Source organism: Sorangium sp. So ce176 (assembly GCF_051519835.1).
Taxonomy (GTDB): Bacteria; Myxococcota_A; Polyangia; order Polyangiales; family Polyangiaceae; genus Sorangium; species Sorangium cellulosum_G.
This window is the reverse complement of record NZ_CP150371.1, coordinates 5,148,593-5,163,057: the sequence shown is the minus strand read 5'-3', so window position 1 is coordinate 5,163,057 and position 14,465 is coordinate 5,148,593. Positions and strand designations below refer to the sequence as shown.

At 71.8% G+C, this 14,465-nt stretch carries 13 protein-coding genes; 6 read left to right on the top strand and 7 right to left on the bottom strand.

Translation table 11 applies throughout. The annotated features are described in order from the left end of the window. Positions 1–6 precede the first annotated feature (6 nt). The 3 genes from WMF42_RS19290 to WMF42_RS19280 all read left to right on the top strand — a co-directional run bounded on the left by WMF42_RS19290 (position 7) and on the right by WMF42_RS19280 (position 3,811). Complete coding sequence (locus WMF42_RS19290; RefSeq protein WP_437693441.1) at positions 7–1,590, top strand: serine/threonine protein kinase; 1,584 nt, start codon at positions 7–9, stop codon at positions 1,588–1,590. Positions 1,591–1,652: 62 nt separating this feature from the next. Beyond that, positions 1,653–2,606, top strand: coding sequence for a hypothetical protein (locus tag WMF42_RS19285; protein WP_437693440.1), 954 nt, complete (start codon positions 1,653–1,655; stop codon positions 2,604–2,606). Then, on the top strand, positions 2,606–3,811 hold the full coding sequence (locus tag WMF42_RS19280; protein ID WP_437693439.1) for a lipoprotein receptor: 1,206 nt from the start codon (positions 2,606–2,608) through the stop codon (positions 3,809–3,811). Before WMF42_RS19285 ends, WMF42_RS19280 begins: the two co-directional genes overlap by 1 nt. Positions 3,812–3,859: 48 nt before the next feature. Here the strand turns inward: WMF42_RS19280 and asnB are convergent, their stop codons facing one another. The 7 genes from asnB to WMF42_RS19245 all read right to left on the bottom strand — a co-directional run bounded on the left by asnB (position 3,860) and on the right by WMF42_RS19245 (position 12,235). Beyond that, positions 3,860–5,872: an asparagine synthase (glutamine-hydrolyzing) gene (gene asnB / locus WMF42_RS19275; protein WP_437693438.1), complete on the bottom strand. Its 2,013-nt coding sequence runs from the start codon at positions 5,870–5,872 to the stop codon at positions 3,860–3,862. A gap of 1 nt (position 5,873) precedes the next feature. Continuing rightward, positions 5,874–7,466, bottom strand: a complete 1,593-nt coding sequence (locus WMF42_RS19270) for a class I adenylate-forming enzyme family protein (protein ID WP_437693437.1) — start codon at positions 7,464–7,466, stop codon at positions 5,874–5,876. Between the two features lie 21 nt (positions 7,467–7,487). Next, a complete protein-coding gene (locus WMF42_RS19265; RefSeq protein ID WP_061612534.1) occupies positions 7,488–7,748 on the bottom strand; it encodes an acyl carrier protein in 261 nt (86 codons plus the stop codon). 221 nt (positions 7,749–7,969) lie between these two features. Continuing rightward, the gene (nadE, locus tag WMF42_RS19260; protein ID WP_061612535.1) at positions 7,970–8,944 is read right to left on the bottom strand and encodes an NAD(+) synthase; all 975 of its coding nucleotides are present in this window, start codon (positions 8,942–8,944) and stop codon (positions 7,970–7,972) included. 253 nt (positions 8,945–9,197) lie between these two features. Next, positions 9,198–10,163, bottom strand: coding sequence for an aspartate carbamoyltransferase catalytic subunit (locus WMF42_RS19255; RefSeq protein WP_061612554.1), 966 nt, complete (start codon positions 10,161–10,163; stop codon positions 9,198–9,200). A gap of 8 nt (positions 10,164–10,171) precedes the next feature. Beyond that, on the bottom strand, positions 10,172–10,735 hold the full coding sequence (gene pyrR, locus WMF42_RS19250) for a bifunctional pyr operon transcriptional regulator/uracil phosphoribosyltransferase PyrR (RefSeq protein ID WP_061612536.1): 564 nt from the start codon (positions 10,733–10,735) through the stop codon (positions 10,172–10,174). A 165-nt stretch (positions 10,736–10,900) separates the two neighbouring features. Beyond that, complete coding sequence (locus WMF42_RS19245) at positions 10,901–12,235, bottom strand: hypothetical protein (protein ID WP_437693436.1); 1,335 nt, start codon at positions 12,233–12,235, stop codon at positions 10,901–10,903. 98 nt (positions 12,236–12,333) lie between these two features. Here WMF42_RS19245 and WMF42_RS19240 point away from each other — a divergent pair, with 98 nt between their 5' ends. The 3 genes from WMF42_RS19240 to WMF42_RS19230 all read left to right on the top strand — a co-directional run bounded on the left by WMF42_RS19240 (position 12,334) and on the right by WMF42_RS19230 (position 14,420). Further along, positions 12,334–13,125, top strand: coding sequence for a YceD family protein (locus WMF42_RS19240; protein WP_437693435.1), 792 nt, complete (start codon positions 12,334–12,336; stop codon positions 13,123–13,125). A gap of 4 nt (positions 13,126–13,129) precedes the next feature. Then, entirely contained in the window at positions 13,130–13,324 is a 195-nt protein-coding gene (rpmF, locus tag WMF42_RS19235) for a 50S ribosomal protein L32 (protein ID WP_020736516.1), read from the top strand. A gap of 100 nt (positions 13,325–13,424) precedes the next feature. Then, positions 13,425–14,420, top strand: a complete 996-nt coding sequence (locus WMF42_RS19230; RefSeq protein WP_061612539.1) for a beta-ketoacyl-ACP synthase III — start codon at positions 13,425–13,427, stop codon at positions 14,418–14,420. Positions 14,421–14,465 lie beyond the last annotated feature (45 nt).

Here is a 14,465-nt window from a genome sequence, read left to right as displayed (position 1 = left end):
GCAAACGTGACCCTGGACGGCCACCTGTGGTATTCCGAAGGTCTGGGAGGCTGCGTGACACCCGCCGCGGGGACCACCGTTGCCGATCGCTTTCGCCTGGTGCGTCCGCTAAGGCAAGGCGGGATGGGCTCCGTGTGGCTCGCCCAGCACATCGGCCTCGACATCCCGTGCGCGATCAAGTTCATGCACGCGCAGGGGGTCTCGAAGGAGGTGCGGCACCGCTTCGAGCGGGAGGCCAAGGTCGCGGCGCAGATCCGCAGCCCTCACGTGGTGCAGATCCTCGACCACGGCGTGTGGAAGGGCACGCCGTACATCGCGATGGAGTACCTCGAGGGGGAGGACCTCGACACCCGCATCCAGCGCGTCGGGCGGCTCGACCCGCACGACATGATGGCGATCACGGCGCAGGTCGCGCGCGCCCTCACGAAGGCCCACGCGGCCGGCCTGGTCCACCGCGACCTCAAGCCGGCGAACATCTTCCTCGTCCGGGACGACGACCGGGAGATCGCGAAGGTGCTCGACTTCGGCATCGCGAAGGACAGCACGCCGAAGGTCAGCTCCAACACGAAGACCGGCTCGCTGCTCGGGACGCCCGCGTACATGAGCCCGGAGCAGGCGCAGGGGACCAAGAGCATCGATCATCGCTCGGACCTCTGGTCGCTCGCCGTCGTCGTGTTCGAGTGCCTGACAGGAAAGCTCCCGTTCGACAGCCAGGCCTTCGGCGATCTGCTCCTCAAGATCATGGTCCGGCCGCTGCCCGTGCCGTCGCAGCTCGCCCCCGTGCCGCCCGGCTTCGACGCCTGGTGGGCCCGCGCCGCGTCGCGCGAGCCGGAGGCCCGCTTCCAGAGCGCGAAGGAGTTCTGCGACGCGCTCGCGATCGCCCTCGACATCGCGAGCGAGAGCGTCGAGCCGAGGACGAGCCTGACCGGCATGTTCCGCGCGCCCGGCGATCGGGTGTCGGTGGTCGGCTTCACCCCGCGCTCGCAGGAGGGCGCGACGCTCCTCGACGCGGGGCCTGACAGCGCGGCGCCGTCGCTCGGCGACGCGGCCACGCTGGTCGCCTCGTCGGACGCCGAGGTCGATCGGCTCTCGCCGCACCCCGGCTTCACGGTGGCCTCGCCCGGTGAGATCGCGGGCGCGGCCGGGATGTCGGGCCGCCACATGCGGTCGCAGACCGCCAGCGCGCTGGTCTCTGTCGTGACGCCGCCGACCCGGCGGCCCGTCGTGGTGCGCATGATCGCGGCCGTCGCGGCCGCCGCGGCCGTCCTCGTCGGCGTCGGGATCTTCCTTCTGCGCGGCGCGGGCCCCCCCGCCCCGGCGGAGCCGCTCGCGCAGCCGGAGACCACGGCGTCGGTCTCCGACGCGCCGCGGAGCCCGGAGGTCGTGGCGTCGGCCGTCGCTCCGGTGAAGGAGCCCGAGCCGCCGGCCTCTGCGGGATCTGCCGCCGCGCCGGCGCCCGGGGCCTCGGCGACGGCGACGCCGACAGGCCCGCGCGCGCCCGCGGCGTCTCCCGCTCAGGTGAAGCCGCGTTCCCCCGCGCCATCGGGTACCGTGCGCCGCAAGCCGAAGCCGACCGACTTCGGCATCTGACGTTCACCGCAGCACCTCGCTTAGACCTCGCTCGTATGGCTCGTCGACCAGGAATTGCTGCCTTGCTGCTCGCGCTGACCTGCGCGCCCGCCGCCCTCGCGCAGGTCTCGGATGCCGATCGCGCCACGGCGCGCTCGCTCGCCGTGGAGGGGCAGGAGTCCCTCGACCGGAAGGACTACGCTGCCGCGCACGATCGGTTCCGCCGCGCGGACGCCATCATCCACGCGCCGACGCTGCTCCTCGGCGTCGCCCGCGCCCAGGTGGGCCTGGGCCAGTGGATCGCCGCGCAGGAGTCGTATAACCGCATCCTCCGCGAGGGAGCGCCGGCGGGGTCGCCCGAGCCGTTCTTCGAGGCGATCGCGGCCGCTCAGCGGGAGCTCGACGCGCTCGCCCCGCGCATCCCGCAGGTGCTCCTGTCGGTGCGCGGGCCGGACGCCGCCGACGTCACGATCGACGGCGAGCCCGTGCCGCACGCCGCGCTCGGGGTCCGGCGACCTGTCGATCCGGGCGCGCACACCGTCCGCGCAACGGCCGCGGGGTTCGCTCCGGTCGAGGTGAAGCTGACCCTCGCGGAGGGCGCCCACGAGACCGTCGCGCTGGAGCTCGAGCCGATCGCGCCGCCGCCCGGCGCGTCCCGACCGCCGCCCGCGCGGGCGCCCGCTGCGGGGCCTGCCGCCTCCGGTAGCGGCACCCGTACGACGCTGGGCATCGCGGCGCTGGGGCTCGGCGGCGTCGGCGTCGCGGCCGGCGCGGTGGGGGGGCTGCTCGCGATCGGCAAGCACAGCGACCTGTCGGAGCGCTGCCCCGGAAACCGCTGCGACCCCTCGCTGCAGGGCGATGTCGACAGCTACCACGCCATGGGCGCCCTCTCGACGATCGGGCTCGTTGTCGGCGCCGTGGGCGTCGGCGCGGGGGCGTTCCTCCTCCTCACGGCGCCGAGGTCACCGCAGCGCGCCGGGATATCGATCACGCCGGTGATCGGGCTCGGCTCCGCAGGAGCGAAGGGGAGTTTCTGATGCGCCAGGCGTTCAGGATCGGCGTGATGCTCGGCGTTGCCTTGGTCGTGGCGGCATGCACGAGCGTGCTCGGGGACTTCGAGGTGGGCGGGGCCAGTACGGGCTCGGCGGGCGGGCCCTCCGGTTGCCAGGCCGGGACGGCCGACTGCGACGGCAACCCCGCCGACTGCGAGGTCGACGTGAGCGACGACCCGCAGAACTGCGGCGCTTGCGGCGCGCGGTGCCTGGGCGACGGGACGTGCAGCGCGAGCGTCTGCAGCGGGGTCACGGAGATCGCGCGCGGCTTCCCGACGCCGCAGTCTGCGAACGCCAAGTTCCTCGTCATCCACGGCGACGAGGTCTACTGGACGGCCGGCGAGGGCGCCGGCGGCAGCGTGCAGAAGGTGTCGGTCCTCGGCGGGCCGGTCACGCCCATCGCCGGCGGGCAGAACGCTCCGTACGGGATCGCGGTGAACCAGGAGGGCGTCTTCTGGTCCAACCTCAACGACACGAACCTCCTGTGGGTGGACCACAACGGAGCAGGCACGCCGAAGATCGTCTTCAACTCGGACTACGCGACCCTCGGCGTGGCGGCGGACGAGAACGACGTGTTCTGGGCGCAGCGCGCCGGCAGCATCGGCGCGCCTGGCAAAGGCAGCCTCATCGGCCGGATCCCGATGTCCGACGGCCTGGCCGACGACGAGTTCCACGAGGACAACAACACGTCGCCGCACCTCATCGCGCTCGACAGGGAGCACGTGTACTGGGTCGACCGCAGCGAGCGCGGCTCGGTGAACAGGACGCCGCGGGGGCCCGGCGAGACGGCCAGGCTGACCGAGGATGAGCAGGCGTACCCGTACGCGATCGCGGTGGACCGGGACCACGTCTACTGGACCAACAGCCCGCGCGAGCGGGCCAATGACGAGCGGGTCGCCGTGATGAGGGCGCCAAAGCGGGGCGCGCGGAATGCGACCGTCCTGTGGAGGTCCGACGAGGACGACGACGTGGCGAACCCGACCCCCGATTGCATCGCCGTCGATGACAACGACGATCACGTCTACTGGACCGATCAGGGGTCGAGCCGCGTCCTGCGCAAGCGCAAGGACGGCAGCGGCCGCCAGCAGGTGCTGTACGAGGGCGGCACGCCGCGCGGCATCGCGCTCCACGGCGAGTACGTGTACTGGGCGGACGAGAAAGACGGGGCGGTGCGCAAGATCCACCGCTGATCGGGCGCGCGGCGTGCACGCGCGCCCGCACGTCGCGATCGAGCGCGCTCAGCCCGCCGCGTCGCGCAGCCGGTCGACGTCGACGCCCAGCCGGCCTGACGTGTCGTCTGCGGCCGAGACGACGCGCGCCCCCTGGATGATGTCCCGCGCCATGAGCTGCGTGGAGAGGATCGCGCAGAACGCCATGTCGTCGGTGTTGCTCATCGACTTGCCGCCCGTCCTGCGGCACTTCGCGACGAGCGACGCGACGGGCTGCGCCTGCCAGATGCCCGCCTCCTTGATGGCGTCCGGCGACAGGCACGCTTCCACGTAGTCCGGCGTCCCGCTCCCGAAGAACGGCTGCACCACGGGGGCGCGGTACGGCTGCTTCTTCCGCTGCAGGACGCCCGGCGGCAGGAGGTCGCCCATCGCGCGCTTCAGCACGTGCTTCTCGTCGAGCGTGCGCAGCTTCAGCGCGTCCGGCAGCGCGTCCGCCACGTCCATCACGTTGGGATCGAGGAACGGGAAGCGCCCCTCGACCGAGTTCGCCATCATCATGCGCTCGCCCTGCGACGAGAGCAGGTATCCGGAGAGCAGCGTCGTGATCTCCAGGTACTGCGCGCGCGCGAGCGGCGTCCAGCGCATGAAGTCGCCGGGGAGCTGCTCCCTCAGGCGATCGGCCGCCGCGGTCTCGCCGACGCCCTCGCGCATCGCGGGATCGAGCATCAGCTTGATGCGGCTGGTCGCGTCCCACCGCGGGCGGTGGGAGTAGAGCGGGTCGTCCGTCTGCGCGAGGTTCCGCCCGAAGAAGGCCTTGGCCATCTCGACCTGCGCGACCGGCGACCGCTGGAGGTAGGGGTAGAGCCGGAGCAGGAGCTGGGGCCGGAGCTTGCTGTCCGGGTGGCGCGCCCAGAAGCGGCGGACCCGGTCCTCGCGGAAGATGTCGTAGCCGGCGAAGAACTCGTCGGCGCCCTCGCCGGTCAGCACCACGCGGTAGCCGCTCTGCCGCACGAGGCGCGCCAGGATGTAGAGCGGCGCCGGGGCGGTGCGCAGGAGTGGGGCCTCGGCGTGGTAGACGACATCGGGGAAGACGCGCGCGATGTCGGCGTCGCCGCACTGGATCGAGGCGTGGGACGTGCCGAGGTGCGCGACGGCGGCGCGCTGGTACTCGGCCTCGTCGAACTCGCGCTCGGCGAACTCGACCGAGAACGTGCGCAGCGGCACGTCGCGGTTCGAGGCGATCAGCGCCGCGACGATGGTCGAGTCGAGCCCGCCGCTCAGGTAGCTGCCGACGGGGACGTCGGCGCGCAGGCGGATCGTCGAGCCGCCGCGGACCGCCTCGCGCACGCTGGAGACGAGCGGCGCCTCGTCCGCGACCGGCGCGCGCCCGACGGGGAACTCGGGGCGGAAGCGCACCGAGACGCGCGGCGCCACGTCGCGATCGAGATCGAGCGTCGCCACCGCGCCCGGCGGGATCTGCTGGATGGCCTCGTACGGCGTGAGCGGGGCGACCGGCGCCCAGAAGGTCAGCGCCTCGTCGAGCCCGTCGCGCGAGATCGCGCGGGGGATGGTGGGGTCCTGGAAGAGCGACTTCACCTCGCTGGCGAACCGGAGGACGCCGCGGTGGACCGTCCAGAAGAGCGGGTTGATGCCGACGCGGTCGCGCGAGAAGAACGCGCGCCGCTGCTTGACGTCCCAGAGGACGAACGCCCACTGGCCGTTCAGCCGGTCGACCATGGCCTCGCCGTACTCGGCGTAGGCGTGGATCAGCGCCTCGGTGTCGCTCTTCGTCCGGAAGTGGTGGCCCTTCGCCGTGAGCTCCTCGCGCAGCTCGATGTAGTTGAAGATCTCGCCGTTGAAGCAGACCCAGAGCGTCTCCTCGGCGTTGGCCATCGGCTGCCAGCCGCCGTCGAGGTCGATGATCGACAGGCGGGCGTGGGCCAGCGCGACGTGGCGATCGCGGTAGATGCCGAAGCCGTCAGGGCCCCGGTGGCGGAGCGCCCGCGCCATCCGGAGGGCCAGATCGCGGTCGGGGTTCGGCGCGTCGGTGCGTAGGTTGATCAGGCCGGCGATACCGCACATATCAGATGAGCTCGCTCTTCTTGACCTTGCCGCTCGCCGTCTTGGGGAGCGCGTCCATGAACTCGACGAACTTGGGCACGGCGACCTCGTCGAGCTCGGACCGCACCTTCTTGCGGACGTCGTCCGCGGTCACCGCAGCGTCGGCCGCCCTCACGACCGCGGCCTTCACCGCGACCCCGAGCACCGGGTCCGGCACGCCGACAACCGCCGCCTCGACGACGCCCGGCACCTTGCAGATCACCGACTCGACCTCCAGCGGGCTCACCTTCTCGCCGCGGGTCTTGATGATGTCGTCCCTGCGCGCGACGAAGTAGAGGTACCGGTCCTCATCCATCTTGAAGAGGTCCCCGGTGTGCAGCACCACCTCGCCGGGGAAGGGCCCCGGCCGGAGAGCGCGCGCGGTCGCATCTGGATTTTTCCAGTAGCCGCGCATCACGTTCGGCCCTCGGACGACGAGCTCGCCCACCTCGCCCGGCTCGGCCCGCGTGCCGTCTTCCCGCTCGATCCAGAGCTCCTCGTTCGGCATGGCGATGCCCACGGACGCCGGTCGCTCGAGCGCGAGGGACGGCGGCAGGTAGCAGACGCGCGTGCACTCGGTCTGGCCGTACATCGCGAAGAAGGCGACGTTGGGCAGGAGCTCGCGGAGGCGCAGGAGCTGCGGCGCCGGGAGCCCGTACGCGGCGTTGGTCATGTACCGGAGCGCGGAGAGATCGGCCTTCGCGAAGTTCTTGAGCGAGAGCATCGAGGCGAAGATCGTCGGCACGCCTGCGAAGCCGGTGGCGCGCTCCTCGGCCATCTTCTGGACGATGGGCCACGGCATGGAGAAGCCCTTCTCGAGCACGACGGTCCCGCCGAACGCGTGGGTCACGAGGAGCTGGAAGAGCCCGTAGGTGTGCGACAGGGGCAGCACGCAGAGGATCACGTCGTCCGCCGTGTGCTCGAGGTACGCGCCGATCGCCGCGGTGCTGTTGCGGAGGTTCTGGTGCGTCAGCATGACGCCCTTCGACTCGCCCGTGCTGCCGCTCGTCCAGCAGAGCGTCGCGAGATCGAGCTCGATCGCGCGGCGCTCCGGGGCCTCTCCGGGCGCGCCGGCCAGCGCCTCCTGGAAGTCGCGGCCGTCGGGCGGGGCGCCGGCCGCCGCCGGCGGGGGCGCGGCGCCGCTCAGGAACGTCGCCGCCGGCCTCGCGCCGGGCGGGAGCTCGGCCACGGCGGCGAGCGTGTCGCGCATGCCGCGCGCCGCCACCAGCACGCGGGGCTCGGCGAGCTCCATCACCTGGCCGAAGCGCCGCGGCCGCATCGCGGTGCCGAGCAGCGACGGCACCCCGTCGGCCCGCAGCGCGCCGTAGTAGGCGACGACCGCGTCCACGCCGTTGTCGAGCGCGATCATGACGCGGTCGCCGCGGTGCACGCTCGCCTCACGGAAGAGGGCGGCGCAGCGGTCGGCGAGCGCGTCGAGCTCGCGGTACGTGATCCGCCGCCCCTCCGAGACCAGCGCGACGTGGTCGGGGCGCGAGGCGGCGAACGATCGCAGCGTCGAGTCGATGAGGAAGCGATCCGAGCGCGGATCGCGACGAGCGGTGTGCTGCGTGCTCATGCGCCCCCCGGGGTGTTCGGGCTAGTTGCTGCTCTTCTTGCTGTTCACGTAGGTCACGAGCCGGGCGATCGAGCCGAAATTCTCCGGCACCATCTCCTCGTCGGCGACCTGGATGCCGAGGTCCTGCTCGAGGAACTGGACGATCTCGAGGACGGCCGTCGAATCCAGGATTCCCTGATCGAGCAAAGGGACCTCGGCCCCGAGATCGGCGGTGGCGCCCCGGTAGCCGAACGAGGTGACCAGGAAGGTACGAATCGTCGATTCGATGCTGGAAGTGCTCATGGAGTTAGTTTTTACGTCTATCACCCTCCCGGCTTTCCTGTCGAGAGTGCTCGGCGGAGCGCGCGGCGGTGCTCGGAACGCCGCGGGGCGCGTCTGCAGCCGCGGCGACGTAACGCGGTGATGTCGGGACGCGGTATCGCGCGACATCACCGCGTTACGTCGCCGCGGGCGGCGTCGCAGGAGAGAGCGCGACTCACGATTTCGTCGCGAGCCCGAGCTCGTCAGGCGTGGCCCTGGTCGCGGACGAGCAGCGGCTGGGCGTGGAGGTACTGCGCCACGCGGCGCTTTGCCTCGATGTCCTTGAACACGCGCTCGACCTGCTCCGGCGTGATGCCGACGGCGGGCGCCGCCTCCGCTGCAGAAACCTTGTTGTTGTACGCGTAGAGGCAGAGGTCCATCTTGTCGTAGGGGAGCGCGAAGTAGAACTCGTCCTGCCCCTGCGGCATCGAGAACGTGTCGGTCGTCGGCGCGCGCCCGCGGATGTCGGCGGGGACGCCGATGTACTCGGCGAGCGCGTAGACCTGGCTCTTGTACAGGTGCGCGATCGGCTTGAAATCCGCGGCGCCGTCGCCCTGCTTCACGAAGAAGCCCTGATCGTACTCGAGCAGGTTCGGCGTGCCGGCGACCGCGTAGTTGAGCCTGTCGGCGTGGTAGTACTCCATCATCTTGCGGATGCGCTGCTTGAAGTTCGTCGCGGCGACGAGCTGCAGGTAGGCGTTCAGGGGCATCCGCTTCACGCGCGGCTCCTCGCCGGGCGGCTGCGCCGTGAGCTGCGAGACGTTGAGCCTGTCGCTCTCGAGGATCGACGGCAGCGTGATCTTGAACTTCCAGCTCTCGTTGTAGTCCGGGTAAACCATCCGGATCGCCTCGTCCTGCCGCTCGTAGCAGCGGAGGCCGCTCAGCGCTGGCTTGATGTTCTCGATGACCGCCTCGATGCCGAGCTGCTCGGCGAGCATCTTGCCGAGCCGCAGCGCGTCGTCCGAGGTGTCGCGCTCGGGCATGAAGAGGCCGAGCACCTTGTCCTTGCCGAGCGCGCGGACGCACAGCGTCGAGACGACGGAGCTGTCGATCCCGCCCGAGATCCCGACCACGGCCCCGCGCTTCCGCAGCGTGCCGAACACCTGGTCCCGGATGGCCTTCTCGGCCTCTTGCGCTATCGCCGGGGCATCGATCCTGAGGACGTCTCGCGAAAACATGGTTGGCATCCACCCTTTCAAAAAGATGGACCAGACTATTAAAACGGAGCGCGGCAGGGAACCCCGTTCGCTGCGAGCCGCCGGGAGGCCATGTCGCTCGCGGAGACAGCGCCTCGCTCCGCGAGCGGCGAGGGCCGGAGGGAGGTGGTCCGCCCGCGCTGTCCGGCGTGCGCTGCGCCGCGGTGGGGTCGGCGCCGTGGGGTGTTCCGCTGCAGGGCCGGGTCCGGGACAGCGCGCCGGCGCTGCCGCGCCGTCAGAGGGAGGGCCGAGGCTCGCCGGTCGCGGAGAACTCGTTGGCCTCCGCGGCCAGGACCCAGAGCACGGCCATGCGGACCGCGACGCCGGCCTCGACCTGGTCGAGGATCACGCTCTGCTTGCCGTCGGCCACGCGCGGATCGATCTCCACGCCGCGGTTCATCGGCCCGGGGTGCATCACGATCGCGTCCGGCTTGGCGAGCGCGAGCCGGGCGGGGTTGAGCCCGAAGGTGCGGCTGTACTCGCGCATGCTCGGGAGGAAGCTGCCGCTCAGGCGCTCGCGCTGCACCCGCAGCATCATCACCACGTCGGCCCCCTCCAGGGCCGGCTCGATCCGGTCGTAGAGGGTCGCGCCGAGCGACTCACCCGCGACCGGCAGGAGCGTGCGCGGGCCAGCGAAGCGGACCCGGGCGCCCATCGTGGTGAGCAGGTGCGCGTTCGAGCGGGCCACGCGGCTGTGGACGATGTCGCCGCAGATCGCGACCTCCAGCCCTTCGAGCCGGCCCTTGGCGCGCCGGATCGTGAACGCGTCGAGCAGCGCCTGGGTCGGGTGCTCGTGCGTGCCGTCGCCCGCGTTGACCACCGCGGCGCGCGTGCGCGCGGCGATGTGGTGCGGCGCGCCCGACGCGCTGTGCCGGATGACCAGCACGTCAGGCTGCATCGCCTGGAGGTTCTGCACCGTGTCGAGCAGCGACTCGCCCTTGACGGCGCTCGAGGTGGAGACGCTGATGTTGATGACGTCGGCGCTGAGCCGCTTGCCGGCGAGCTCGAACGACGTCCGCGTGCGCGTCGAGGGCTCGTAGAACAGGTTCACGACGGTCTTGCCGCGGAGCGTGGGCACCTTGCGCACGCTCCGCCGGGAGACGTCGAAGAGCGACTCGGCCGCGTCCAGGAGCGACACGATCTCGGGCTGAGAGAGCCCCTCGATGCCGAGCAGGTGTCGGTGCGGGTAGATCCTCCTCATGCGCTCGCTCACGTCCCTTCCGGGGGAGAGGGGGGCTCGGAGAGCTTCGCGTCGGCGGCGGTGACGAGAGCCCAGAGCTCGCCCGCGCGCTCCACCACGTCGACGCGCTGCCCGGGGGCGAGCTCGACCGCGCGCACGACGTAATCCGGGTGAATCGGCAGCTCCCGGCCGCCGCGATCGACCAGCGCGACGAGCTCGATCCGCTGCGGTCGCCCGTAGTCGAGCACCGCGTCGACCGCCGCGCGGATGGTGCGGCCGGTGTAGATCACGTCGTCGATCAGCACGATGCGCCGGCCGTCGACGGGGAAGGAGATGTGGCTGGGACCGATGCGCGGGTTCGGCAGGGCGGTCGCGGCGTCGTCGCGGTACAGCGTGATGTCGACGGCGCCGACGGGCGGCGCGTGCCCCTCGATCTCGAGGAGCAGGGCGGCGAGCCGCTTGGCCAGCGGCTCGCCCCCCCGTCGAATGCCGATCAGCGCCAGATCCTCCACGCCGCGGCCGCGCTCGGCGATCTGGAGAGCGACGCGCCGCAGGCCGCGCCCGATGGCGGCCGGGTCGAGCAGAGCTTCCATGGCGCGGCGAGGGCTACCACAGCGGGCGCCGTGCACCCAAGGGCCGTGTGCGCCGTCCGCCGGATCACCCGTCCGCCCGCGGAAGAGCGCGGCCCTCTGGCCGCGCCGCGCGCCGCTGCGGAGGGCGCGCGCCGCTGCGGCAGCCGAGCGGCGACGCCGGCGCGCTCAGTCGGGCTGGTGCAGGACGCGCTGGGTGCGCTCGAGGAAATAGAGCCGCTCGAACCCCGCGCGCTGGAAGGTGAGCGCGCCGAACCCGTTCACCGCGATCGCGGCCGCGCCGAGGGCGTAGAACGGCACGCCGAACCGGCGACCTCCCACGGCGATCATGGCGAAGAGGAACGGGGCGAAGTCGTTGGAGAAGCGGTAGCCGAACTGGATCCAGCCGCTGTTCTGGTAGAAGAGGCTCGGCAGCGCGACAGCGGCCGCCGTGGCGGCGAGCGCCCAGAACACGGGCGGCGTACGCCGGGGCCAGATCGCCCATGCGTAGATGGGCGTGGTCACCCAGAGCGCGAGCCCGTGCGCGTTGATCTGGAACGGCGCGCCCTGCACGTGCGTGTACGGCAAGCTGGTGAGCACCACCGCGAGGTTGCGCGGCAGGTAGTGGTACGAGAAGAGCCCCCACTTCTCGATCCGGGCGCGCCAGGCGATGTGGAGGTAGCGGTGCCCGAACTCGGCCGCGTCGCCGAACCGCGCGTGGTTGTGCCAGAGCAGGATCGAGAGCACGAGCGCGGCCGGCGCGGCGAACAGCGCGAGCCGGCGCAGGACGGCGCGCGGGGCCGAGCGGCCCGCGCGGAGCGCCTCGTAGAGGAACAGCGGCGCGGCGAAGCCGAGCGGGGTGCGCGTCGCGAACCCGAGGCCGAGGGCGAGGCCCGCCGCGAGCGGGTGGGCCGCGTCGAGCGCGCAGTAGAGGTAGACGCAGGCGAGCGCGACGCCGACCACGTGCGCCGCGAACCACACCGTCCCTTGCACGGCGCTGAACCAGTAGACGCTCCCGAACGCGAAGAGCAGCGCGAGCGCGATGTTCTCGGCCTGCGTGCGCCGGCTGCGCCGCGACGCCGAGAGCTTCTCCAGGGCGAGGAAGAGGACGGCCGGGCCGACGCCGGCGAACGCCAGGAAGAACTGCCCGTCGCGCACGCGCTCGGCGCTGCCGGCGAGCTGGACGAGCGGCGCGATCAGGACCGCGGGGAAGGGGGGGAAGCTGACGTAGTAACGGTCCCCGAGGACGGCGAAGTCGTTGCCGCCCGCGTAGGCCGGCGGCGGTCCGCCGAGGTCGAGGCGGCCGCGCAGCCACGCCTCGGCGAGCAGGGCGTAGTGGTTGTAGGGCGTGTGGCCGGCGAAGATCTCGCGGGAGGAGCTGACCGCGTACACGAGCGTCGCGAGCGCGTAGATCGCGAGCGCGATCGCCCCGCGCCGGCCCGCTCGCCGTGCTTCCCCCGGAGGCTCCGTTCGCTGTTCGGCGGCGCCCGCGGCAGGGGCCTCGGGCCTGGCGCTACGGTCCATGCACCGGCGACGCTACCACGCGGCCCCGAACGGACGGCGCCGCCGAGCGAGGAAGAGCGGGAGAGAGGAAAAGCAGCCGAGGCGGTCGTCGCTCGGTCTTGCGAGCCAACGCACCCCGCGCTAAACGCTCCGCTTTCACTGGCCCGGAACCCATGTCCCAGATCGCCGTTTCCGCCAATGACATCAACATTTCCGGCATCTCGCTGGACGTGCCGCTGCCGACCGACTGGTTGAACGCAGAGCTCGCCGACTCCGACGTCAGCGGGCGCGCGCAAGGCCATCTGTCAGCCCGCCTCTCCCGGACCGGGAACGAGATCGTCGTGCGCGGGCGCGTCAAGGCGCCCGTCGCCACGCCCTGCGCGCGGTGCCTCGCACCGGCCCTGCTCGACATCGACGCCGAGCTCTCTCTCCTGCTGCGCCCGGCCCCCAAGGCCGAGAGCCACGGTCCGGGGCACCGGCACCGCCGCGACGACGCGGCGGGCCGCAACGGGTCGGCGAAGGCCGAGGCCAAGACCAAGGAGCCCGAGTACGAGTTCACGGCCGAGGAGGCCGACGTCGACACGTACGACGGCGAGACGGTGGTGCTCGACCCGTTCATCCGGGAGGCCATTCTCCTCGAGATGCCGAACTTCCCCTTGTGCTCGGAAGCTTGCCCGGGTATCGGTCCTGCCGCGTCCCGAGAGGACCGCGAAGGCGGCTCCTCGACCCTCGTCGCGGGGGCGGGGGAGGAGGACGAGGCCGCTCCGGGCCTCGACCCGCGGCTCGCGCCGCTCAGCGCTCTCCGAGACAAGCTCGGACAGAAGCCCAGCGCCTCTGACAAGCGCGCTCAACCTGCCTCGACCCCCCCGGCCAGCGCCGGGACATCGAAGAAGAAGACCAAGAAGGAGTAGCTCCGTGGCCGTCCCCAAGAGGAAAACCACCCCCAGCAAGCGCGACATGCGGCGCGCCAACCACGACAAGGTGACCCCCGTCCAGCTCGTCTCCTGCGAGAACTGCGGGGAAGCCCGGCTCCCGCATCGCGCCTGCGGCGCCTGCGGGCACTACAACGGGCGCAAGGCGAAGGCGACCAAGGCGACCGCGGCCACATGACCGGGGCGGGTGCGCGGACGCCGGCGCGCGAGAACGCTGCGCCCGCGCACCTGGGCGCGGCGCGGGCGCGCGCGAACGCCGACGCGCGAGGGCCCGTCGCATGAGCGCCGCGCGGCCGAGTAGCCGCATCCTCGGGACGGGCAGCTACGCGCCCGCCCGCGTCCTTCACAACACCGATCTCGAGAAGATCGTCGACACCTCCGACAGCTGGATCAGCGAGCGGACGGGGATCCGTCGGCGCCACATCGCCGCCGACGGGGAGCTCACGAGCGACCTGGCGTCCGCCGCCGGCCGCTCGGCCCTGGCGGCCGCGGGCCTCACCGCGGCCGACCTCGACATGATCATCGTCGGGACGATCAGCGGCGATCACCCGATGCCCGCCTGCGCGGTGTACGTGCAGCAGAAGCTCGGCGCCGGGGAGATCCCCGCGTTCGACATCTCGGCGGCCTGCGCGGGCTTCGTCTACGGGCTCACGATCGCGGATCAGTTCATTTCGAACGGCGTGGCCCGGAACGTCCTCGTGATCGGCGTCGAGCTGCTCTCGCGCATCCTGAACTGGAAGGATCGCACGACGTGCGTCCTGTTCGGCGATGGCGCTGGCGCGGTCGTGCTCGGGCCTGCGTCCGATGACGGCCGGGGCATCGTCTCGACGCGGATCTTCAGCGACGGCGCGCTCGCAAACTCGCTGGTCATCCCGGGCGGCGGCACGGCCGAGCCGCTCACCGCCGAGGGCATCGAGCAGAACCGCAACAAGGTCCACATGGTGGGGCAGGACATCTTCAAGGTCGCCGTGAAGAACCTCTCCAGCGCCTCGTTGATCGCGCTCGAGACGGCAGGCATGGCGGCCTCCGAGCTCGACTGGGTCGTCGCCCACCAGGCGAACCTGCGGATCCTCAGCCAGGTCGCCGCGCGCCTGAACCTCCCCCTCGATCGGTTCGTGCTCAACATCGAGGAGTACGGCAACACCTCGAGCGCCTCCATCCCCATCGCCCTCGACGAGGCGGTGCGCGACGGGCGCATCAAGCCGGGTCACAACGTCCTGTTCTGCGCGCTCGGCGCCGGCATCTCCTGGGGCGCGTCCGTCGTCCGGATGTGAGCGGGTCATGCGGGCGCGCCGGCGTTGGGGTCGAGATCTGCGCGT